The organism is Pseudomonas sp. UTLPPB19802, assembly GCF_059730225.1.
This window is the reverse complement of sequence record NZ_AP048545.1, coordinates 1,919,104-1,941,250: the sequence shown is the minus strand read 5'-3', so window position 1 is coordinate 1,941,250 and position 22,147 is coordinate 1,919,104. Positions and strand designations below refer to the sequence as shown.

Sequence of the window (22,147 nt, the reverse complement as noted above, 5' to 3'; positions counted from 1 at the left end):
CTCTTTACGCTAGCGCGTCAGGGCAGATAGATCTGCAAGGAATTGGCGGCACACGCTCAACCGGCGTAATTTAAGCAATTGAGTCATAAGGTTTTTGTTGTGAAATCACCAATCAAATACATGCACGGGCGTGTTTTCTTACCTGCTATCCGATAAATAAGGCCACTCGACTGCGCCACGCCTCGCTCTGAGGCGAGAAACGTTTGCCCCGGTCTGATTCGCGAACTCATGCGGCGAGATATGCTCCTGCCGGTTCGCTTCGAGGTAACGGCTCCACCAACTCATGATCATTCGACGTTCCTCCAGGAACTCGGCCTTGTGGATATACGCCGCCCGAACGTTGTTGCGCTCCCTGTGGCTCATCTGCCGCTCAATAGCCGTCTCTGACCAAAGCCCGGATTCGACCAAGGCACTGCACGCCATGGACCGAAAGCCATGCCCGCAGATTTCGGTCTTGGTGTCATAGCCCATGTTCCGCAAAGCGCTGTTGACCGTGTTCTCGGACATAGGCTTCCACGAGCGAGCGTCACTGGTGAATACCAAATCGAAGTACCCCGTGATCGCATAAATCTGTTCGAGCAACGCCACCGCTTGCGGTGACAGAGGGACTAGGTGGATATCGCCCGCCATCTTCGTCCCTCTGGTCGAATACGGAACGCCGTCCAACGCCGGTCGCGTATCAGGTATCTCCCAAATACCGCGCTTCAGATCGAACTCACTCCAACGTGCGAAGCGCAATTCGCTGGACCGGACAAACACATGCAGGGACAGCATGACGGTCAGCCGAGTGAGCGTACGTCCCTTGTAGTTCTCGATATGGTCCATCAACTCAGGCAGGCGTGACAGCGGAAGTGCGGGCCGATGCGTAACCCGTGGCGCGCTGATGAAGCCCTCAAGGTCATACGCAGGGTTCACCGTGATCAGCCGCAGCCGCTTTGCCTCACGCATGATGCTCTGCAGGTAGTTTTGTACCCTCAAAGCCACATCAATCGTGCCGCGCTTCTTGATTGCCTCAAGCGGCTGCATGAGGTCGAAGGTATCCAGATCCACGATGGCCCGTGCGCCTAGCAGCGGGAATACGTGAGTCTTCAAACGACTCAGTACTGTCCGGGAATGGCCAGGTGCCCACTTCACGGACATTTCCTTATGCCAGTCCAAGGCAACGCGTTCGAATGTGTGGCCTCTGACAACCGCCTCGGCCTTGGCCTGCTGCTTGGACGCAATCGGATCGATGCCCTCAGCCACCATCCGCTTAGTCTCCAGGCGCTTCTGCCGAGCATCTGCGAGACCAATGACGGGATAATTGCCAAACGAGGTCAGCCCCTCTCGTCCATCCGGTTTCACATACCGGAAGCGCCAGCCTTTGCGGCCATTGGGGTAAACGAGGAGGTAAAGACCGTCACCGTCGAAAAGCTTGTAGGGGCGGTCAGTAGGTTTGGCCGAGCGGCAGGCGGTGTCAGTCAGGGGAGCAGTAGTACGAGCCATAAGGGTATACCCCTTTATCGAATCGACTTTATCCCAAACGTTACCCCTAAATCGGCTGGCAGCTGTCGGAATCCGACGGAACGCCATAACGAAAAAACCCGCCAGAAGGCGGGTTTTACGGGGGTTCCAGAGATTTCAGTAGCCTTCGCTGGAACCTGAACTGGTGCCGGAGATAGGAATCGAACCTACGACCTTCGCGTTACGAGTGCGCTGCTCTACCGACTGAGCTACACCGGCGTGGCGCTAACGCTAGCATCGGCCGACGGGCGGAGCAAGCTAATCGGGCTTGATCGCGATGACGCCCTGGGCCCAGAAACGCGGCTGGTAGTGTCCGCCGTATTGCTGCTGATAGAGCTTGTTACGTTCGTCCAGGTGCGGCACGTCGCGGATCACCACGTAGACCAGGAACAATACTGCGGCGGTGCTGATGCCCATCCACGAAAAATGAATGAAGGCGTTAGGTTTGGCAGGCTCGCTTTTCCAGACATGAATGCCCATCAGCCAGCCGACCACAAGGGACAACCACAGCTGGGAGTACGGCATGACGATCACGCCGTCGACCATGGATTGGGTCAGGGCACCGATAAGGCTGGCGAACAGGCAGACTCGCAGCAGGTCGACCGGGTCGTTGGAGTTGGCGCGCTCGCGGACCAGGCGGAAGGTGGCCCAGAGACCGCGGCCGACCAGCCACATCACCAGCAGAGTGGAGGGAATACCCCACTCGCAGGCCCATTGCAGGATCGCCTGGTGCGGGTGGGCAGCGATAGGGTTGTGGATATCGGCGAAGTGCATGGGGCCGAAGCCGAGCCAGGGGCGTTCGCGGATCATGTCCCAGGCTTGTTGCCAGATCACGTCACGGGCAGAGAGCGAGGTGGTCAATCGATCGCCGGCGAAGTTCACTACCGCAAGGCCCAGACAATCAGCCAGGACACCGAATACCAGCCAGAACAGCACCAGGCCCAAGGCGGCGGCCGACAATTGCCATGAGAGCCAGCGCCTGCCGCCCCGTCCGCACATGCTTAGCAGGCAAGCGGCGACACCCAGGCCAAGCCAGGTGCCACGGGTGCCACCAGAGATCGCGATCATCCACCAGAGAACCAGCAGGCCGAATACACAGAGCCTGGCGGAACGCTTGCTCGCCAACAGCAGGGGAAGAGTCAGCAGCGGTAGAGTGAAGGTTTGGAACTGGCCGTAGAAGCGTTTGTTCGAGAAGCCGCTGAGAAACCTGTCGGTATCCAGGACGCCCGTAGTGTTGAAGAACGAGCGGAATGCCAGCCCCAGGAAATCGAAACTCTTGAAGGCGCAGATGAATACCAGAAAAAAAATCAGAATCCGATCAAGAGAAGCGCCATTTGAACGTCGTGCAACTGCAAAGGCCCCTGCGCAGAGACAACAGGCGACAATAAGCGCAATTTCCGCAAAAGCCCAAGGAGCTTGATGTGCAAGCAATGACGAAACAATCCCTAATAACAGAATCGCTCCGCAGACCAGCGCTGCAGGCAGATCGACAATGCGGTAAATACGTCTCTTGCCATACAACATTAGGAAAGCAAACGCCATGCTGACAACGACGATTTGACCAAAACGCTGACCATCATGGTTCCCAAGGCCGTGACCGGATATCATCACAGCCAGGATGAAAAACGTCAGTAGCAACCAAAATCTTGTCGCCGTTCTCCTAACGATATCCATTACTCTCTCGAAACACTAATCTATAAGCACTTTTGATCGACTCAACTCTTCGGCGCCAATACTAAGGGTTTCGTCGGATGCAGCCTTTCGCAGGCCAACTGGCTACCTTTACTACATCCGATTTCAAGATAGCGCTTAGCCTCACCTGAACGCCCAAGGTACCTCAATGTTTCTGCCATGCCCAGATAAGCTTTCAGGTAATCCGGTTTGAGAGAGATAGCCCGCTCATACTCCAACCGGGACGCCTCCAGTTCGTTCTTCAAAAACAAGGCACGACCACGCTGGTGATGAGCATAGGCATAATCCGGTTTCAGCACGATAGATTTATCAAGATTAACTATAGCCTGATCCACAAATCCAGCATCCAGATAAGTAGTCCCAAGATTATAATAAATCCGGTATCCACCAAACACGCCTGGCTGCCCATTTTGGGACTCCAAATATTGAGCTGCCTCGTTCCACACAAAAAATGGTGCTGACAAAGACATTAATCGATCATAAGAAAGACCAAAAAAATAGAGACCAAACACAGGAACCAATGCAAAAGAGTAGATACGTTTCAAGCGCCGAATGATCAATGCCAGAGCAATGAAAAAGCCCGGCACCCAAAGATAGCTTCGATACAGCACAAAAGGCTCTTGCAAACGAACGGTAACCAGCTCTGTCGCAAAAAAAACCCATGAAAACAACAGCGCAAAACCCAGTAACCCTTTACTGCCGCCACGCATAAGTAGCAAAAAAGAAATCACTCCGTAGCTTACGAAAGCAGCCAAGCCCGCCCAAATCCACCAAACCCCATAACTTAACGGAAAAGGGACCCTTAAATCCAATCCCATCGTGCTGCCTTGAGGCAAGACCAGAACTGAAAAATACTTGAAGAAAAGGGCCATCTGATTCAAAAGACTCAACAGATAGAGGGAGCCATTGGGCTGAATCGTCTCCTCACCTAAAAGTTCATCACTAAGAATTTCGTATGTCTGACCAATTACCCCTTTTGACCATAAGACCACGGAAACAGAGATCGCACATTGAATAAGCAATGCAAAAAAAACCTCCTTGTCCCCAGCAGCTAAATTCAACCGACTACGCTTATGCAACACCCATAATAAAAAGCAAAGAGCAGGAAGCATTACAGCATGTTCTTTAGCGTACAGCGAAAGTAATACACAAAGGCAAGAAACCCATACCCCCCAACGGTTACCCTCAAGGCCGCGCCAAAAGGTCCACAGCGCAAGTAAGGCAAACAGCGTCGCACAGACTATAGTACGTTGAATAAGATAACCCTGAGTCATGATAGCTATAGGGTGTACAGAAAACAGAAAGGCGACAAAGAAGGCCGAGACATCAACACTTACAGAAGATATTCTATTAAAATCCAATCTACCCAACAAATCACGTACAAACCCAAACAAGACAACGGCGGTGCTGAAATGAAAAAATAAATTTCCAACTCTCAGCCACAATATTTTATCACTAAAATACACGAAATTTATAGCAAGAGAGTCATACACCCAAATCCTTGGATAAAAACTGAAACCACGCTCCAACAAAGCCGCTGGCGCTCCGACGCGAAAAAAAGGCTCATCATCAAAAACCAAACCATTATTAAGAAACGGAAAACACAAAAAAACCAAAACCACGAGTACAAAAAATGAAAAATAGAAAATCCGCATACGTTAGACACCATGAAAATATCTATACAACCAGATAAACCTCTACCCTCAAAAAAAGCCAGCACCTAGAAAAGGTGCCAGCTTATTTAATACCGGCCATTAAAATTACTAGCCGAGTTAAGAGTTACTTACAGTAGCCAGCCGCCAAGCAGTCTCCGGACTGAGCCCACGTAATTGCACCGTTCACCATAGTTGGCGTGAGAATGTAGGTTTTCGATCCAGCAGCTGCCGTACCGGCCATAGAGATCACACCGTTGCTTACTGTCATGCCAGACGCCAAGCTGCCAGTCGCAGCCGCTGCAGCCGGAATCCCCTGAGTCCCGGCACTGCAACCATTGCCGTTGGTGTTCCCAAGATCACTCATACATACTGCTACAGCAGCTTTGTATCCATCAGCGATCGAAATCACTTCCGCAAACCGTGCTTTCTGCGTGTAGGTGTTATAAGCAGGCAACGCAATCGCCGCCAGAATACCGATGATCGCCACAACGATCATCAGTTCGATCAAGGTGAAACCCTTTTGAGCATTCATATTTCGTCTCCAGACGTGAAAGGCCGTATGGCTCATGCACTCCGTAGCACGCCCCGTGCCATGCCTCATGGAACCGTCACCCGCCCGTGAAAGAGCTCCTTCCCTTTCACAGGAACTGCTTCAGAACAACAAAACCTGACATTTTTTGTCACCTCCCCATCCCCGATTTGGCACCACCGCCCGACTACGCTATAAAACTCGCAATGTCTGTATCTGGTGCCTAAATGAACGATATCGCCCTATCCGGCCTCGCCAAGCAATTGGTGGCGGCCGAGCTGATTACCGACAAGAACGCTCAGCAGGCGTATCAGCAAGCCCAACGCAATCGCATGTCCCTGGTCAGTTACCTGGTCCAGCACAAGCTGGTGAAAAGCCGGGAAGTTGCAGAAATTGCCTCCGAGCACTTTGGCGTCGCCCTGCTCGACTTGAGTTGCCTCGACAAGGAAAGCCAACCCAAGGGCCTGGTCAGTGAAAAACTGATCCGCCAACACCATGTCCTGCCCCTATGGCGGCGCGGCAACAAGCTGTTCGTCGGGATATCCGATCCGAGCAACCATCAGGCGATCACCGATATCCAGTTCAGCACCGGCCTCAATACCGAGGCAATCCTGGTCGAGGACGACAAGCTCACCGAGGCCATCGACAAGTTCTTCGACAGCAACTCCACTGGCCTGGAAGACATGGCGGATGTCGATCTCGAAGGTCTGGATATCGAGTCTGTCGACGACAAGAAACATGAAGCCATTGCCGGCCAGGATGCCGACGATGCCCCGGTGGTGCGCTTCGTAAACAAGATGCTGCTGGACGCGATCAAGGGCGGCTCTTCGGACCTGCACTTCGAACCCTACGAAAAGATCTATCGCGTACGCCTGCGCACCGACGGCATGCTCAAGGAAGTCGCCCGCCCACCCATTCACCTGGCCGGCCGGATCGCCGCCCGCCTGAAGGTCATGGCCAGCCTGGATATCTCCGAGCGCCGAAAACCCCAGGACGGTCGGATCAAGATGCGCATATCGAAGACCAAGGCCATCGACTTCCGGGTCAACACCCTGCCGACGCTATGGGGCGAGAAGATCGTGATGCGGATCCTCGACCCGTCCAGCGCCCAGATGGGCATCGATGCCCTGGGCTACGAGCCGGACCAGAAAGAACTGTACATGACCGCGCTGAAGCAGCCGCAGGGCATGATTCTGGTCACCGGCCCCACCGGCTCGGGCAAGACCGTTTCGCTCTACACTGGCCTGAATATCCTCAACACCGTGGATATCAACATTTCTACCGCCGAAGACCCGGTGGAGATCAACATGGAAGGCATCAACCAGGTCAACGTCAACCCGAAACAGGGACTGGACTTCGCCCAGGCCCTGCGCTCGTTCCTGCGCCAGGACCCGGACGTGATCATGGTCGGCGAGATCCGCGACCTGGAAACCGCCGAGATTGCGATCAAGGCGGCCCAGACCGGCCACATGGTGCTGTCGACCCTGCACACCAACAGCGCGGCGGAAACCCTGACCCGCCTACAGAACATGGGAATTCCCGGGTTCAACATCGCCACCTCGGTCAGCCTGATCATCGCCCAGCGCCTGGCGCGCAAACTGTGCCCGCATTGCAAGAAGGAAATCGACATTCCCCAGGAGACCTTGCTGAAGGAAAGTTTCCCTGCGGATCAGATCGGCACATTCAAGGTCTATGAACCTGTCGGCTGCGACCAATGCAATGGCGGCTACAAGGGGCGCGTCGGTATCTATGAGGTGGTGAAGAACACGCCGGAACTGCAGCGGCTGATCATGGCCGAAGGCAACTCGATCGAGATCGCCGAGCAGATGCGCAAGGAGGGCTTCAACGACCTGCGGACTTCCGGCCTGCGCAAGGTCATGCAGGGGCTGACCAGCCTGGAAGAAGTCAACCGGGTGACCAAGGACTGATTCATGGCAACTAAAGCGGCAAAGATAAGTACCTATGCCTGGGAAGGAACCGACAAGAAAGGTGCCAAGGTCTCCGGCGAACTCACCGGCCACAACCCGGCGCTGGTCAAGGCGCAATTGCGCAAGCAGGGGATCAATCCCGGCCGGGTCCGCAAGAAAGGCAGCTCGCTGTTCAGCAAGGGCAAGCGCATCAAGCCCCTGGATATCGCCCTGTTCACCCGCCAGATGGCCACCATGATGAAGGCCGGCGTTCCGTTGCTGCAGTCCTTCGACATCATTGCCGAAGGCTTCGACAACCCGAACATGCGCAAGCTGGTGGACGAGATCAAGCAGGAGGTCGCGGCAGGCAACAGCTTCGCGACCTCGCTGCGCAAGAAACCGGAGTACTTCGATGACCTGTATTGCAACCTCGTCGACGCGGGTGAGCAGGCCGGTGCCCTGGAAAGCCTGCTTTCGCGGGTAGCGACCTACAAGGAAAAAACCGAGGCCCTCAAGTCCAAGATCAGGAAAGCCATGAACTACCCGATCGCGGTGATCCTGGTCGCGATCATTGTTTCCGGGATCCTGCTGATCAAGGTGGTGCCGCAGTTCCAGGCGATCTTCGCCGGTTTCGGCGCGGAACTGCCCGCCTTCACCCTGATGGTGATCGGTCTTTCACAGATTCTGCAGGATTGGTGGTGGGTCGTTGTTCTTGGCCTGGGCGGCGGCATCTATGGACTGATACGCGCACACAAGACGTCCGAGCGTTTTCGCAACTGGATGGATCGTACGCTCCTGAAAATCCCGATCGTCGGCCCGATACTCTACAAGTCCGCCGTTGCCCGCTTTGCCCGCACCCTGTCGACCACCTTCGCCGCCGGCGTACCATTGGTCGAAGCGCTGGACTCGGTCTCGGGTGCCACCGGTAACGTCGTATTCAGGAACGCCGTCAACCGCGTCAAGCAGGATGTTTCCACCGGCATGCAACTGAACTTCTCCATGCGCACCACGGGCGTGTTCCCGAGCATGGCGTTGCAGATGACCGCCATCGGCGAAGAATCCGGGGCCCTGGACGATATGCTCGACAAGGTCGCGAGCTACTATGAAACCGAAGTCGACAACAGCGTCGACAGTCTCACCAGCCTGATGGAACCGCTCATCATGGCCGTGCTCGGCGTCATCGTCGGCGGTCTGGTGATCGCCATGTACCTGCCTATCTTCAAGCTTGGCCAAGTGGTCTAACCGATGCCAGTACCCGATTTCCTGGCCAGCCATCCGCTGGCCTTTGTTTTGTTCGCCCTTGTGCTAGGACTGATCGTTGGCAGCTTCCTCAACGTCGTCGTCTGGCGACTGCCGAAAATGCTCGAGCGTGACTGGCGTGCCCAGGCCCACGATGTACTTGGACTGCCGCCAACCGAACCGGCTCCGACCTACAACCTGCTGCTGCCCCATTCCCACTGTCCGCATTGCGACCACCCAATCCGCGCCTGGGAAAACCTGCCACTGGTCAGCTACGCCCTGCTGCGCGGCAAGTGCTCCAACTGCAAGGCCCCGATCAGCAAGCGCTACCCCCTGACCGAACTGGCCTGCGGCCTGCTCTCGGCCTTCATCGCCTGGCACTTCGGCTTCGGCTGGCCCGCCGGACTGATGCTGGTGCTGACCTGGGGTCTGCTGGCGATGAGCCTGATCGACGCCGACCACCAGATATTGCCCGATGCCCTGGTGCTGCCCCTGCTCTGGCTGGGCCTGATCACCAACCACTTCGCGATTTTCGCCAGTCTGGGCGATGCGCTCTGGGGCGCCATCGCCGGCTACCTGAGCCTGTGGTCGGTGTACTGGGTCTTCAAGCTGCTGACCGGCAAGGAAGGCATGGGCCATGGCGACTTCAAGCTACTGGCGATGCTCGGCGCCTGGGGCGGCTGGCAGATCCTGCCGCTGACAATCCTGCTGTCATCGCTGGTGGGCGCAGTGCTGGGCCTGATCCTGCTGCGCCTACGCAACGCCCAGACCTCGACGCCGATTCCTTTTGGCCCTTATCTGGCGATTGCCGGCTGGATTGCATTGCTCTGGGGTGGTCAAATAACCACTTCCTATCTGCACTTTGCCGGTTTCTAATGACCACACCCGCTGCAAAACCCTGGATTTTAGGCCTGACCGGCGGTATCGGCAGCGGCAAGAGCGCCGCCGCCCAGCACTTCATCGACCTGGGTATCCACGCGGTGGACGCCGACCATGCCGCCCGCTGGGTGGTGGAGCCCGGTCGCCCGGCGCTGCTGAAGATCGCCGAACACTTCGGGCCGGGCGTGCTCCAGGCCGACGGCCAGTTGGACCGGACCGCCCTGCGCAAGCTGATTTTCGAGGACGCCGAACAACGACGCTGGCTGGAAGCGCTGCTGCACCCGCTAATCGCCGCGGAGATCACCCATCATCTGGCCCAGGCGAAATCACCGTACGCAATCCTGGTCTCGCCACTGCTGATCGAATCCGGCCAGTACGCCACGACCCAACGCGTGCTGGTCATCGATGCGCCGCAGGCCCTGCAGGTCGAACGCACCCTGCACCGTGACCAGACCAGCGAAGAGCAGGTGCAGGCCATCCTCAAGGCGCAAGCCAGCCGCGAGGAGCGCCTGAAACACGCCGATGACGTACTGGTCAACGACCGCGACCTCGCCTGGCTGCACAGCGAAGTCGAGCGCCTGCACACCTTTTACCTGACTTTAACTGGAGGCCGAACATGAGCCAGCCGCTGACCGTCGAGTGCCCAACCTGCGGAGCCCCCGTGGAATGGAAGGCGACCAACACCAACCGGCCCTTCTGCTCCGATCGCTGCAAGCTGATCGACCTGGGGGCATGGGCTGCGGAAGAACACAAGATTCCTGTCAGCCCGGATGCCGAGGAAGAGCTGTTTTCCGAAGAGCTGTCGCCGCGTACCCACTGAGCCCTTCCTGTCAGGGCCGCATGAAACTGTAGTCCTGGCTGTCATCGAGGTTCTCGGCGAGAAACTGCAACTCATCGGCCAGATCCTCCGCACTGCGCAATGCCTTGCTCTGCTGCACCACCGCACTGAGCAGGGCTCGCAGCCCCAGCCCGGGCTCGAACCCCGCCGCCTGGGCGGCGTCCAGGCTGGCCCGCACTTCCTGACGCGCCCACTCGTACACACTCATTACTGCGACCCTCCACGGCTGTTTTTCCCAGCATGAGCGCCTGGCGCTCCCGGCTATTTGATGCAAGTCAACGGGAATTCCCGGGCGGCTCGCTGTCCTTCCAGGGGGCCGACAGGTAGCGCGTACGATTGAAGGTCTCCAACCATTCAGGACAGAACACCACCAGCGCACTGATCACCGTGCCATTGATGAAAGCTTCGGGAAAGATGATCAGCCAGAGATAACCGATGAAGTCCTCCAGCCACTCGGGCATCGCGAAGCGCTCGTCGAACCACAGCAGGGCCAGACTCGACAACAGGCAGAGCAATGCCGCCAGGGCCGCGGCGAAGAACCCCGAACAGAAGATGTAGACGAAGGGATTTCGGGGTTGGGCGCGTTCAACCATGACGGCACAGGCTTCGGTGACCAGTACAGGCAGCAGGATCAGCAAGGAGCCATTGACGCCCATGGCCGCCAGCTCCTGCCGACCCAACAACACCAGGCCGAGCTGCGCCACCAGCGCGCCGACGATCGCCAAGGGCCAGTCGAGCAACAGGGTGACCGCCGTGAGGCCGATGAAATGATAGGACACGCCGCTGTCGAAATCGCGGCGCAGCAACCAGAGCAGGAACAGGCCGAACACAGTGCCGAACAGCAGATGCTGGCGGCGGCTGTCGGTGAACAGCTCGACCCAGGGCGAACGCCAGATCGCCCACAGCACCACCGGCAGATAGATCAGCCAACCGATGACCAGACTCGCGGGCGACAGCAATTGCGCACCGATCATAAGCTTTGAATTCCTTGTCCGCGTTGGCCCTGGAGTCTACACCGGGCAACCCGACACCGGCCCGGAGAAAGTCTTCGGGCCACTTCCTGCTGTCACGATTTCAACGCTAAGCTTGGGCCATGGACGACTCAGACTTCCTGCGCTTGCTGACCATCCAGGCCGAGCAAGCCAACACATTTCTTTCCAATGCCCGCAAATGGGAGCGTGAGCGTTGGGTCTGCCAGCGCCTGCTGCAGGGACTGAACGTACCGTACCGTAACGAAGACTTCCACCCCGCCGGCCAGGAACCACCGGATGTCCTGTTTCGCGATGCCAGCTTCGAGGTGTTTTTCGTCCTCGACGAAGGCCGTCGGCTCAACGATGAGTGGCGCGAGGAACTGCAGCGACGGCGCAGCGCGTTTTCCCTGAGCCAACTGGTGCGCCGCGAGGCCAAGCCCAGGCGTATTCCCGCCTCGGAGTTGCTGCTGCGCCTGGCGCCCACCCTGCGCAAGAAAGCCCATAACTACAAGGAACGCGGCCTGGACCTGGGCGAACTGGACATCATTGCCTTCGCCAGCCTGAAGCGCGAAGTCCTCGATCTCAACAGCCACTTCCCTCCGCCCACCGAGTACCTGCGCCAGGGCTGGCGCTCGCTGTCACTGGTGGGGCCGACCTTCGCCCGAGTGCTGTTCGCCCACCCCGACGCCCCCGACTTCCTGCGCGGCAACCTGGGGCGCAGCATCGTCTTCGATGTGGGTATCAGCCTGTAGCTTCATGACGAAAGTGCCGCTACGGTTGATACAAAGCGTTATCATTTAACAAAATCGTCGCCCCGGCGTACGACGAACCTGCCCAGCGGGTGGCTATGCTCAAGTGAACGCTGCGAAATCTGCATGTAGCGTTTGCACATTCGGTAACGTCTATCTGAAGAGACCTCCTTTATGAGCAGCCGCCTGAACCCGGAAGACCAGAAGCATGTCGAAGAGTACCTGCAACTTTCCCAGCACCAAGTCGAGCGCCGGCCCTTTCGGCCGTGGATGCTCCTGGTGGTGGTACTCGTCGCGGTGATCGGCCTGGGCCTGCTGAGCCGGCTCCTGAGTTATCTGGCGCTATGAGCTGCCTCGCGCTCGCCCGGATAACGCAAGCACAGATTTCCTTTAGCCTTGCGAGATATCCCCATGAACCATCGTATCGTGATCGTTGGCGGCGGCGCCGGCGGCCTGGAGTTGGCGACCCGCCTGGGTAAGACTCTGGGTAAACGCGGCAGTGCCAGCATCGTGCTGGTCGACGCGAACCTGACGCATATCTGGAAACCCCTGCTGCACGAAGTGGCCGCCGGTTCCCTGAACTCTTCGGAAGACGAACTCAACTATGTCGCCCAGGCGAAATGGAACCACTTCGAGTTCCAGCTGGGCCGCATGAGCGGGCTTGATCGTGCCGGGAAAAAAATCCAGCTGGCGGCAACCTACGACGAAAATGGCGTGGAACTGCTGCCGGCTCGCGAGCTTGCCTATGACACCCTGGTGATCGCCGTCGGCAGTACCACCAACGACTTCGGCACCCAGGGCGCGGCGCAGCACTGCCTGTTCCTCGACACCCGCAAGCAGGCCGAGCGCTTCCACCAGCAGTTGCTCAACCATTACCTGCGTGCCCATGCCGGGCAGACCGATGCGCCGGAGCAGATGATCAGTGTCGCCATCGTCGGTGCTGGCGCCACCGGCGTCGAACTGGCCGCCGAACTGCATAACGCCGCCCATGAACTGGCGGCCTACGGCCTGGACCGGATCAAGCCGGAAAACATGCATATCACCGTGATCGAGGCCGGCCCACGGGTGCTGCCAGCCCTACCGGAGCGGATCAGCGGACCGGTGCACAAGACCCTGGAGAAACTCGGGGTACGGGTGATGACCAACTCGGCGGTCAGCGAGGTGACCAATGAGAGCCTGATCACCGCCGATGGCCAGGTGATTCCGGCCAGCCTGAAAGTCTGGGCCGCCGGTATCCGCGCCCCCGGCTTCCTCAAGGACATCGACGGCCTGGAGACCAACCGGATCAACCAGCTCCAGGTCCTGCCGACCCTGCAGACCACCCGCGACGAGAACATCTTCGCCTTCGGCGACTGCGCGGCCTGCCCGCAGCCGGGTACCGATCGCAACGTCCCGCCACGGGCGCAAGCGGCCCACCAGCAAGCGTCGCTGCTGGCCAAGTCGCTGAAACAGCGGGTCGAGGGCAAGGCCGGAGCCCTGCCAGAGTATCGCTACACCGACTACGGCTCGCTGATTTCGCTGTCGCGTTTCTCGGCCGTCGGCAACCTGATGGGCAACCTGACCGGCAGCGTGATGCTGGAAGGCTGGCTGGCGCGGATGTTCTATGTGTCCCTGTATCGCATGCACCAGATGGCGCTGTACGGCACGTTCCGTACGCTGATGCTAATGCTGGGGAGCCGGATCGGGCGTGGGACGGATCCGCGGTTGAAGTTGCACTGATCGAACGGCCTGTCGGCGAAGGTAACCTCTGTGACTATCTTCGCCGGCAACGGCTCGATTAGCGGCAGGAAACCAGGAACGTAGCGGCAAAACCTAAAAACAGGGTAGACCTTATTCGTCGCGTGCACAGGTTTCAGGGGCGCTTCGCACCCCAGCGCAGGCAAACCTGCTCGCCACACTGGGTTCGCTTTACAACTTATTTTGGACGGGGCACGGGACACACAGGCAAAAAAAAGCACCCTCGCGGGTGCTTTTTTCTGAATATGGTCGGGGTAAGGGGATTCGAACTCCTGACATCCTGCTCCCAAAGCAGGCGCGCTACCGGACTGCGCTATACCCCGGTAAAAAAAAGGCACCTTCAAGAGGCGCCTTCTGCGATCAGCGCTTTTGGCTACCAATCTTAAGATCTGATTCCAGCGAACTGGTTTCAAAAATGGTGGGTCGTGTAGGATTCGAACCTACGACCAATTGGTTAAAAGCCAACTGCTCTACCAACTGAGCTAACGACCCAAATATGGTCGGGGTAAGGGGATTCGAACTCCTGACATCCTGCTCCCAAAGCAGGCGCGCTACCGGACTGCGCTATACCCCGGTTTGAAATTGGCTCCGTGACCAGGACTCGAACCTGGGACCCAATGATTAACAGTCATTTGCTCTACCGACTGAGCTATCACGGAACTACACATTTCAAGCTACAACTTTAACGCTTCACTCCCATCACTGGAAGCTCACTCTTCGTCGCCTTGGCATTTCTGCGTTTGCGTCTCTGAGGCGCGTTATTCTACAACCTTTTAACTCTCTGTCAACCCCTAAATTGCTTTCAAGACACTGAATTTGCAATCTTTTTTCTGGAATTCCCTTTGCGGGGGATATCCGGGGATGACCGTGTTGCGGGGCGCACTTTACAAGCCTTTTTCATTGAATTCAACGCCTTGGCGAAAAAAAAGGCCTCGCGATGCGAGGCCCCTTCCTTTCAACGCCACAACCACTCAGGCAAAGACGATCTCGTCGTTCTCCACGCGGCCGGCGATGCTGGTTCCCGGCACAAATTGCCCTGACAGGATCAACTGGGCCAGCGGGTTCTCGATCCAGCGCTGAATCGCCCGTTTCAACGGCCGAGCACCATAGACCGGGTCGTAACCGACGGCGATGAGCTTGTCCAACGCCTCGTCACTCAACTCCAGGGTCAGCTCGCGCTCGGCCAGGCGGCCACGCAGACGCCCCAACTGGATCTCGGTGATGCCGGCGATCTGGTCACGGGCCAATGGTTCAAAGATCACCACTTCGTCGACACGGTTGATGAACTCCGGCCGGAAGTGGCTGCCCAGGGCATCCATGACCGCCGCCCGCTGGGCCTCACGGTCACCCACCAATTCCTGGATCTGCACCGAACCGAGGTTGGAGGTCATCACCACCACGGTGTTGCGGAAGTCCACGGTGCGGCCATGGCTGTCGGTCAGGCGTCCATCCTCCAGAACTTGCAGAAGGATGTTGAACACGTCCGGATGCGCCTTCTCGACCTCATCCAGCAGGATCACCGAGTACGGCTTGCGACGCACCGCCTCGGTCAGGTAGCCGCCCTCTTCATAACCGACATATCCCGGAGGCGCACCGATCAGGCGAGCCACGGAATGCTTCTCCATGAACTCGGACATGTCGATGCGCACCATGGCCTCTTCGGTGTCGAACAGGAACTCGGCCAGGGCCTTGCACAGTTCGGTCTTGCCCACGCCGGTCGGGCCGAGGAACATGAACGAACCGCTCGGGCGATTCGGGTCGGACAACCCGGCACGGGAACGCCGTACCGCGTTGGCCACCGCCACCACAGCCTCACCCTGGCCAATCACGCGCTGGTGCAGCAGGCTTTCCATCTTCAACAGTTTTTCGCGCTCGCCCTCGAGCATTTTCGAGACAGGGATGCCGGTCCACTTCGAAACCACCTCGGCGATCTCTTCCTCGGTAACCTTGCTGCGCAGCAGCTGGTTCTCGCTCTGGCCGTGCTGGTCGACCATCTGCAGGCTGCGCTCCAGGTCCGGGATCACCCCGTACTGCAGCTCGGCCATGCGATTGAGGTCGCCCTTGCGGCGGGCCGCTTCCAGTTCCTGGCGCGACTGCTCGATTTTCTGCTGGATCTGCGCGGAGCCCTGCACTTCGGCTTTTTCCGAGGCCCAGACCTCTTCCAGGTCGGAGTACTCACGCTCCAGCCGGACGATATCGCCCTGGAGTTTGTCCAGGCGCTTGATCGCCGCCTCGTCGTCCTCTTTTTTCAGGGCCTGGGCCTCGACCTTGAGCTGGATCAGGCGTCGTTCCAGGCGATCGAGCACTTCCGGCTTGGAGTCGATTTCCATGCGGATGCGGCTGGCGGCCTCGTCGATCAGGTCGATGGCCTTGTCCGGCAACTGGCGGTCGGTGATGTAGCGATGGCTGAGCTTGGCCGCGGCAATGATCGCACCGTCGGTGATCGCCACCTTGTGGTGCACTTCATAACGCTCTTTCAGGCCGCGCAGGATGGCAATGGTGTCCTCCTCGCTCGGCTCATCCACCAGCACCTTCTGGAAACGCCGCTCGAGCGCCGCGTCCTTCTCTATATATTGACGGTACTCGTTGAGCGTGGTCGCACCGACGCAATGCAGCTCGCCGCGGGCCAGGGCCGGCTTGAGCATGTTGCCCGCATCCATCGAGCCCTCGCCCTTGCCGGCGCCGACCATGGTATGCAGTTCGTCGATGAACAGGATGATCTGCCCTTCCTGCTTCGACAGCTCATTGAGCAGTGCCTTGAGGCGCTCCTCGAACTCGCCGCGGTACTTGGCCCCAGCGATCAACGCCCCCATGTCCAGGGACAGCAGGCGCTTGCCTTTCAGGCCATCCGGCACTTCGCCATTGATGATCCGCTGGGCCAGGCCTTCGGCGATGGCGGTCTTGCCCACGCCAGGCTCGCCGATCAGCACCGGGTTGTTCTTGGTCCGCCGCTGCAGCACCTGGATCGTGCGGCGAATCTCATCGTCGCGACCGATCACCGGGTCGAGCTTGCCGTCTTCGGCACGCTTGGTCAGGTCGACGGTGTATTTGTCCAGGGCCTGGCGCGATTCCTCGACGTTGGCGTCATTGACTGCAGCGCCGCCGCGCAGGTTGTTGATCGCGTTCTCCAGGGCCTTCTTGCTCACGCCCTGGCCGAGCAGCAGCTTGCCCAGCTTGCTGTTCTCGTCCATGGCGGCGAGCAGCACCAGTTCGCTGGAGATAAATTGGTCGCCCTTCTGCTGGGCCAGGCGATCGGCCTGGTTCAGCAGGCGCGCCAGATCCTGCGACATGTTCACGTCACCGGTCGGATTCTGGATTTTCGGCAGCTTGTCGAGCTCTTTGCTCAATTCCTTGCGCAGGCTGTTGACTTCGAAGCCTACCTGCATCAACAGGGGCTTGATCGAACCACCCTGCTGTTCCAGCAATGCCTGCAGCAAATGGGCCGGTTCGATCGCCGGATGATCGAGGCCTACGGCCAGGGATTGGGCATCGGACAAGGCCAACTGCAATTTGCTGGTCAATCGGTCTATACGCATTAGTCACCTTCCTTTTGAGCAGGCCGGAGCGATGGACACACCTGAATGGAGAAGCCTGCCAGATGCTCCTATAGATACGGGCGAATCTGGGAGTTTCAAGCGCCGAAGATTGACGCAGGTCAGGAGAGTCTAGTCGGCGAGCCAGACCAGGGAGGCGACGCGACCGGTGCGCGGGCTGCGCCGGTAGGAATAGAAGCGCGGATCGGACACCGTGCAGAAGCCGCCGCCATACACGGCAGTGATCCCTCGTTCCGCCAAGCGCAGGCGGGCCAGGGCATAGATATCGGCCATGAAACGGCCAGCGTTGCGGCTGGGCACAAAGGCCTTGATGGCTTGCGGATGCGTGGCGATAAAAGCCTCGCGGACCTCGGCCCCCACTTCGAAAGCCTGGGGACCGATAGCCGGGCCCAACCAGACCAGGATGTCCGAAGGCGCCACGTCGAGGCTGTCGACGGTTGCCTCCAGCACGCCCGCCGCCAGGCCGCGCCAACCGGCATGGGCCGCGGCAACGCGGGTGCCGGCACGGTCACAGAACAGGGCTGGCAGGCAGTCGGCGGTCATTGCCGTGCAGGCCACCCCTGGCGTCGTCGTCCAACTGCCATCGGCCTCGGCGGTCACGCCCGGATCGGCTTCGACCACCGCCACCCCGTGCACCTGGCGCAGCCAGGCCGGCCGGATGGAAAAGGCGGTATTGAGGCGCCGACGGTTTTCCGCGACCGCAACCGGGTCGTCCTCGACATGGTCGCCCAGGTTCAGGCTGTCGAACGGCGCCTGGCTGACACCGCCCGAACGGGTGGTCACGCACGCCCTGACCCGCGCCGGCGCAGGCCAGTCCGGAATCAGGAAGTCGCTCACCCGATGAATGCCTCGCGGTCCTGCTTGAGCAGCGACAGCAACCAGACGAAATCGTCCGGCAGCGGCGACTCCCAGCTCATGCGCTCACCAGTGGCCGGATGATCCAGCTCGAGGAAACGCGCATGCAGCGCTTGGCGCGGGAAGTTTTTCAGCGACTCGACCATGGTCGCGCTGGCCGCCGGCGGAATACGGAAGCGTCCACCGTAGGCGGGATCGCCGACCAACGGGAAGTTGATGTGCGCCATGTGCACGCGAATCTGGTGGGTACGTCCAGTTTCCAGCTTCACCCGGACGTGGGTGTGGGAGCGGAAACGCTCGAGCACCCGGTAATGACTGACGGCCGGCTTGCCGCCTTCCATCACCGCCATGCGCTGGCGTTGCTGGCCGTGCCGGCCGATCGGGGCGTTGATCTTGCCACCGGCAGTGACTACGCCGATCACGATGCATTCATAGATGCGGCTGACGGTACGGCTCTGTAACTGGGCGACCAGTTGCGTCTGCGCCTGGATGGTCTTGGCCACTACCATCAGACCGGTGGTGTCCTTGTCCAGCCGGTGCACGATACCGGCGCGGGGCACATTGACGATGTCCGGCACGTGGTGCAGCAAGGCGTTGAGCAGGGTGCCGTCGGCATGCCCGGCAGCCGGGTGCACCACCAGGCCCGCAGGTTTGTTGATGACCAGGATCTCGTCGTCCTCATAGACGATATCGAGTTCGATGTCCTGGGCCACCCACTCGCCCTGGGCCTCCTGCTCGGCGGTCAGCTCGAGAACGGAACCGCCATGGACGATATCGCGCGGACGGATCACCGCACCATCCACCGTCAGGCGGCCGTCCTTGATCCAGGTGGAAAGGCGCGAGCGCGAGTGCTCGGTAAACAGTTGGGCGGCGACTTGATCGAGGCGTTGACCGCCAAGTTCAGACGGTACCTCTGCGCGAAGTTCAATTTTATCGGACATGCTCGGACTGGGCGTCGGCACAGCCTTTGGTTTCGGCTGCGCGCTTGTGGTTAAATACGGCGTCTTTTGCCCCGAGGCTTTCAACGGGGCGTTCATCATAACAGGACGGCTCCGCCCAAGACAGCGGCCGTCATAGGGACGCAAGCCGCCATGCAAGTGAAACACCTGCTGCTGATCGCCATCCTCGCACTGACTGCTGCTTGCTCATCGAAGGAAGTCGTCGACGAAAACCTGAGTGAAGTCGAGCTGTACCAGCAGGCACAAGCCGACCTGGACAACAACAGCTATACCGCCGCCACCGCCAAGCTCAAGGCCCTGGAGTCGCGTTATCCGTTCGGTCGCTATGCCGACCAGGCCCAGCTCGAGCTGATCTACGCCAACTACAAGAACTCCGAGCCGGAAGCTGCCAAGTCTGCCGCTGAGCGTTTTATCCGCCTGCATCCGCAGCACCCGAACGTGGATTACGCCTACTACCTCAAGGGCCTGACCTCGTTCGACCAGGACGTCGGCCTGCTGGCGCGCTTCCTGCCGCTGGACATGACCAAGCGTGACCCGGGTGCCGCCCGCGACTCGTACAACGAGTTCGCCCAGCTGACCAGCCGCTACCCGAACAGCCGCTACGCACCGGACGCCAAGCAGCGCATGATCTACCTGCGCAACCTGCTGGCGGCCTATGAAATCCACGTGGCCGACTACTACCTGACCCGTCAGGCCTACGTCGCCGCAGCCAACCGTGGTCGCTACGTGGTGGAAAACTTCCAGGAAACCCCTTCGGTCGGCGACGGCCTGGCAGTGATGGTCGAGTCCTACCAGCGTCTGCACCTGGACGAACTGGCTGCCAGCAGCCTGGAAGTGCTGAAAGCCAACTACCCGAACCATCCGAGCCTGGTCGACGGCCAGTTCGTGCCGCGCGTCGCCGAAGCGGACAACCGCTCCTGGCTGAGCAAGGCCACCCTCGGCCTGATCGAATCGCGCCCACCGCTGCCGCCGGGAGAAACCCGTGCCAACCAGGACGTGATGAAACAGTTCCAGGATGCCAAGGATGCAATCCCGTCCGACCTGAAACCGGCTGAAGGCGATGCCGCCCAGGAAGAGCAGCATGAAGCCGAAGGCAACAACAGTGATCGCTCGTGGTTCAGCTACATGACCTTCGGTCTGTTCGACTGAGTCGCCGTAGCCATGAGAAAGAGCCCTTCGGGGCTCTTTTTTTTGCCCTGGGCCCACTGGGCTCGAACCCTGAGCTTGGCTAAACTGCCGGATCATTCGCCGAGAAGCTGGTTGCCATGGTTCGTCTACTGTTCTGGATTGCTCTGATCGCCGCTGCCATATGGTTCTGGCGCAAATTCAAACGGGCTGGAACCGGCAACCGCCCCGCCGACGAGCCCAATGCCGCACCCATGGTTCGCTGTGCGCAATGCGGCGTGCACCTGCCCCGTGACCGGGCCCTGAGCCAGCAACAACAGTGGTATTGCAGCCAGGCACACCTCGAACAGGGTCCGGGTACACGTGACCGCTGAGACCTTCAGTCTCGGCGGAGCCCAGGCGCAGCGCCTGCTGCGGCTCTACAACCTCTACCGCCTGAGCATCGGCATCGCCCTGGTCCTGCTGATCTCCAGCCGCATGGACGACAAGCTGCTGGAACTGACCGACGGCGAACTGTTTCGCACCGGCAGTTGGATCTACCTGATCCTGAACATCCTGGTGGTGGTGCTGCTGGAAAACCCCAGGCGCCAGGCCCAGGTCTTCAGCCTGGCACTGGCCGACGCAATGATGCTGTCAGGCCTGTTCTATGCCGCCGGAGGCCCGCCGAGCGGTCTTGGCAACCTGCTGATCGCCTCGGTCGCCATCAGCAACGTACTGCTGCGTGGCCGGATGGGTCTGCTGATTGCAGCCATTTCGGCCATCGGCATCATCTACCTGACCTTCTACCTGAGTTTCAGCCGACCGGCGGCGGCCAATTATTATGTCCAGGCCGGGTTGCTTGGCGTGCTGTGCTTCGCCGCCTCGTTCCTGGTCCAGGGCCTGACCCGCTTGCTGGACGTGAGCGAGACCCTCGCCGAAAAACGTGCCAGCGACGTGACCAAGCTTGAAGAGCTCAACGCGCTGATCCTGCAACGCATGCACACCGGCATCCTGGTGCTCGACGCCGAGTATCGCGTGCAACTGGCCAACCAGAGTGTCCTGGCGCTGCTGGGCCAGGAACACCTGCACGGGCGACTCATCGAAACCTACTCACCGGAACTGATCGCCGGCCTGCAACTGTGGCAAAGCAATCCCACCTTGCGTCCGCAAAGCCTGAAGGTCGCCGACAGCAGCACAGTCCTGCAACCCAGCTTCATTGCACTGGAGCGGGGAGAACAGCGCCAGACGCTGATTTTCCTCGAGGACCAGTCGAAAATCACCCAGCAGGCCCAGCAGCTCAAGCTTGTCGCCCTCGGCCGACTGACCGCCGGGATCGCCCACGAAATCCGCAACCCACTGGGCGCCATCAGCCATGCCGCCCAGTTGCTGCTGGAGTCAGAGGAACTGCAAGGTCCCGACCGGCGTCTCACGCAAATAATCCAGGATCAGTCCAAGCGCATGAATCTGGTGATCGAGAACGTGCTGCAGTTGTCCCGGCGACGCCAGGCCGAGCCACAGTTGCTTGATCTCAGCCCCTGGCTGCAAACCTTTGTCAGTGATTGGCGTGAAAGAGCCCGCCCCGACCAGCAGTTGCACCTGAGGATCGAGAACGACTGGCTCAAGACCCACGCCGACCCGCAACAACTGACACAGATACTCAACAATCTGCTGGAGAACGGCCTGCGCTACAGCGCTCAGCTGCATGAACAGGCCGAAGTCTGGCTGACATTGTCGCGGGAGCAGAAAAACGACCTGCCGACACTCGAAGTCCGCGACAATGGTCCAGGTGTCGCCCCCGAACAACTGCAGCACCTGTTCGAACCCTTCTTCACCACCGAAAGCCAGGGCACGGGCCTGGGCCTGTACCTGTCCCGCGAGTTGTGCGAAAGCAACCGGGCCCGCCTAGACTACTCAAGACGCCAAGGCGGCAGTTGCTTTCGCATCACCTTCGCTCACGTACGTAAACAGAGTTGAAC

At 59.3% G+C, this 22,147-nt stretch carries 20 protein-coding genes and 5 tRNA genes; 11 read left to right on the top strand and 14 right to left on the bottom strand.

From position 1 onward, the window contains the following. Nucleotides 1–138: 138 nt before the first annotated feature. The 5 genes from AC6I6U_RS08845 to AC6I6U_RS08825 form a co-directional block, all read right to left on the bottom strand. On the bottom strand, nt 139–1,485 hold the full coding sequence (locus AC6I6U_RS08845; protein ID WP_497881583.1) for a tyrosine-type recombinase/integrase: 1,347 nt from the start codon (nt 1,483–1,485) through the stop codon (nt 139–141). Nucleotides 1,486–1,646: 161 nt separating this feature from the next. Further along, nucleotides 1,647–1,722: transfer RNA gene (locus AC6I6U_RS08840), tRNA-Thr, on the bottom strand. Nucleotides 1,723–1,761: 39 nt separating this feature from the next. After that, complete coding sequence (locus AC6I6U_RS08835; RefSeq protein ID WP_497881582.1) at nt 1,762–3,177, bottom strand: O-antigen ligase family protein; 1,416 nt, start codon at nt 3,175–3,177, stop codon at nt 1,762–1,764. A gap of 41 nt (nt 3,178–3,218) precedes the next feature. Continuing rightward, the gene (locus AC6I6U_RS08830) at nt 3,219–4,850 is read right to left on the bottom strand and encodes a hypothetical protein (RefSeq protein ID WP_497881581.1); all 1,632 of its coding nucleotides are present in this window, start codon (nt 4,848–4,850) and stop codon (nt 3,219–3,221) included. Between the two features lie 124 nt (nt 4,851–4,974). Further along, complete coding sequence (locus AC6I6U_RS08825) at nt 4,975–5,382, bottom strand: pilin (protein ID WP_497881580.1); 408 nt, start codon at nt 5,380–5,382, stop codon at nt 4,975–4,977. Between the two features lie 224 nt (nt 5,383–5,606). On the opposite strand from AC6I6U_RS08825, the gene pilB reads away from it, so the two are divergent. The 5 genes from pilB to yacG are packed head-to-tail and all read left to right on the top strand — an operon-like array spanning nt 5,607 to nt 10,224. Beyond that, nucleotides 5,607–7,307, top strand: coding sequence for a type IV-A pilus assembly ATPase PilB (gene pilB, locus AC6I6U_RS08820; protein WP_497881579.1), 1,701 nt, complete (start codon nt 5,607–5,609; stop codon nt 7,305–7,307). Nucleotides 7,308–7,310: 3 nt separating this feature from the next. Beyond that, nucleotides 7,311–8,528, top strand: coding sequence for a type II secretion system F family protein (locus tag AC6I6U_RS08815; protein WP_497881578.1), 1,218 nt, complete (start codon nt 7,311–7,313; stop codon nt 8,526–8,528). A 3-nt stretch (nt 8,529–8,531) separates the two neighbouring features. Then, on the top strand, nt 8,532–9,401 hold the full coding sequence (locus AC6I6U_RS08810; protein ID WP_497881577.1) for a prepilin peptidase: 870 nt from the start codon (nt 8,532–8,534) through the stop codon (nt 9,399–9,401). Continuing rightward, entirely contained in the window at nt 9,401–10,024 is a 624-nt protein-coding gene (gene coaE, locus AC6I6U_RS08805; RefSeq protein ID WP_497881576.1) for a dephospho-CoA kinase, read from the top strand. Before AC6I6U_RS08810 ends, coaE begins: the two co-directional genes overlap by 1 nt. After that, the gene (gene yacG, locus AC6I6U_RS08800; protein WP_497881575.1) at nt 10,021–10,224 is read left to right on the top strand and encodes a DNA gyrase inhibitor YacG; all 204 of its coding nucleotides are present in this window, start codon (nt 10,021–10,023) and stop codon (nt 10,222–10,224) included. The genes coaE and yacG overlap by 4 nt, the downstream gene beginning before the upstream one ends. 10 nt (nt 10,225–10,234) lie before the next feature. Here yacG and AC6I6U_RS08795 read toward each other — a convergent pair whose 3' ends face one another. Continuing rightward, complete coding sequence (locus tag AC6I6U_RS08795) at nt 10,235–10,450, bottom strand: hypothetical protein (RefSeq protein WP_497881574.1); 216 nt, start codon at nt 10,448–10,450, stop codon at nt 10,235–10,237. Nucleotides 10,451–10,517: 67 nt separating this feature from the next. Beyond that, nucleotides 10,518–11,216 (bottom strand): energy-coupling factor ABC transporter permease, encoded by a 699-nt coding sequence (locus tag AC6I6U_RS08790; protein WP_497881573.1) that lies wholly within the window; start codon nt 11,214–11,216, stop codon nt 10,518–10,520. Between the two features lie 119 nt (nt 11,217–11,335). On the opposite strand from AC6I6U_RS08790, the gene AC6I6U_RS08785 reads away from it, so the two are divergent. From AC6I6U_RS08785 to AC6I6U_RS08775, 3 genes are all read left to right on the top strand, one after another. Then, on the top strand, nt 11,336–11,965 hold the full coding sequence (locus AC6I6U_RS08785; protein WP_497881572.1) for a DUF1780 domain-containing protein: 630 nt from the start codon (nt 11,336–11,338) through the stop codon (nt 11,963–11,965). A gap of 171 nt (nt 11,966–12,136) precedes the next feature. Continuing rightward, the gene (locus AC6I6U_RS08780) at nt 12,137–12,310 is read left to right on the top strand and encodes a DUF3094 family protein (protein WP_054058994.1); all 174 of its coding nucleotides are present in this window, start codon (nt 12,137–12,139) and stop codon (nt 12,308–12,310) included. Nucleotides 12,311–12,373: 63 nt separating this feature from the next. Then, nucleotides 12,374–13,681, top strand: a complete 1,308-nt coding sequence (locus AC6I6U_RS08775; protein ID WP_497881571.1) for an NAD(P)/FAD-dependent oxidoreductase — start codon at nt 12,374–12,376, stop codon at nt 13,679–13,681. Between the two features lie 264 nt (nt 13,682–13,945). Here the strand turns inward: AC6I6U_RS08775 and AC6I6U_RS08770 are convergent. The 7 genes from AC6I6U_RS08770 to rluD form a co-directional block, all read right to left on the bottom strand. Next, nucleotides 13,946–14,022: transfer RNA gene (locus tag AC6I6U_RS08770), tRNA-Pro, on the bottom strand. 93 nt (nt 14,023–14,115) lie between these two features. Beyond that, a tRNA-Lys gene (locus AC6I6U_RS08765) sits at nt 14,116–14,191 on the bottom strand. A gap of 5 nt (nt 14,192–14,196) precedes the next feature. After that, nucleotides 14,197–14,273, bottom strand: a tRNA-Pro gene (locus AC6I6U_RS08760). A gap of 9 nt (nt 14,274–14,282) precedes the next feature. Beyond that, nucleotides 14,283–14,358: transfer RNA gene (locus AC6I6U_RS08755), tRNA-Asn, on the bottom strand. Nucleotides 14,359–14,670: 312 nt separating this feature from the next. Then, nucleotides 14,671–17,235 (bottom strand): ATP-dependent chaperone ClpB, encoded by a 2,565-nt coding sequence (gene clpB / locus AC6I6U_RS08750; RefSeq protein ID WP_497881570.1) that lies wholly within the window; start codon nt 17,233–17,235, stop codon nt 14,671–14,673. A gap of 129 nt (nt 17,236–17,364) precedes the next feature. Beyond that, the gene (gene pgeF, locus AC6I6U_RS08745) at nt 17,365–18,090 is read right to left on the bottom strand and encodes a peptidoglycan editing factor PgeF (protein WP_497881569.1); all 726 of its coding nucleotides are present in this window, start codon (nt 18,088–18,090) and stop codon (nt 17,365–17,367) included. Next, nucleotides 18,087–19,049: a 23S rRNA pseudouridine(1911/1915/1917) synthase RluD gene (rluD, locus tag AC6I6U_RS08740; RefSeq protein ID WP_497881568.1), complete on the bottom strand. Its 963-nt coding sequence runs from the start codon at nt 19,047–19,049 to the stop codon at nt 18,087–18,089. Before rluD ends, pgeF begins: the two co-directional genes overlap by 4 nt. Nucleotides 19,050–19,199: 150 nt before the next feature. On the opposite strand from rluD, the gene AC6I6U_RS08735 reads away from it, so the two are divergent. From AC6I6U_RS08735 to AC6I6U_RS08725, 3 genes are all read left to right on the top strand, one after another. Continuing rightward, entirely contained in the window at nt 19,200–20,216 is a 1,017-nt protein-coding gene (locus tag AC6I6U_RS08735) for an outer membrane protein assembly factor BamD (RefSeq protein ID WP_497881567.1), read from the top strand. A 116-nt stretch (nt 20,217–20,332) separates the two neighbouring features. Then, nucleotides 20,333–20,566, top strand: a complete 234-nt coding sequence (locus AC6I6U_RS08730; RefSeq protein WP_497881566.1) for a PP0621 family protein — start codon at nt 20,333–20,335, stop codon at nt 20,564–20,566. Continuing rightward, nucleotides 20,556–22,145: a sensor histidine kinase gene (locus AC6I6U_RS08725; RefSeq protein WP_497881565.1), complete on the top strand. Its 1,590-nt coding sequence runs from the start codon at nt 20,556–20,558 to the stop codon at nt 22,143–22,145. The genes AC6I6U_RS08730 and AC6I6U_RS08725 overlap by 11 nt, the downstream gene beginning before the upstream one ends. Nucleotides 22,146–22,147: the final 2 nt, after the last annotated feature.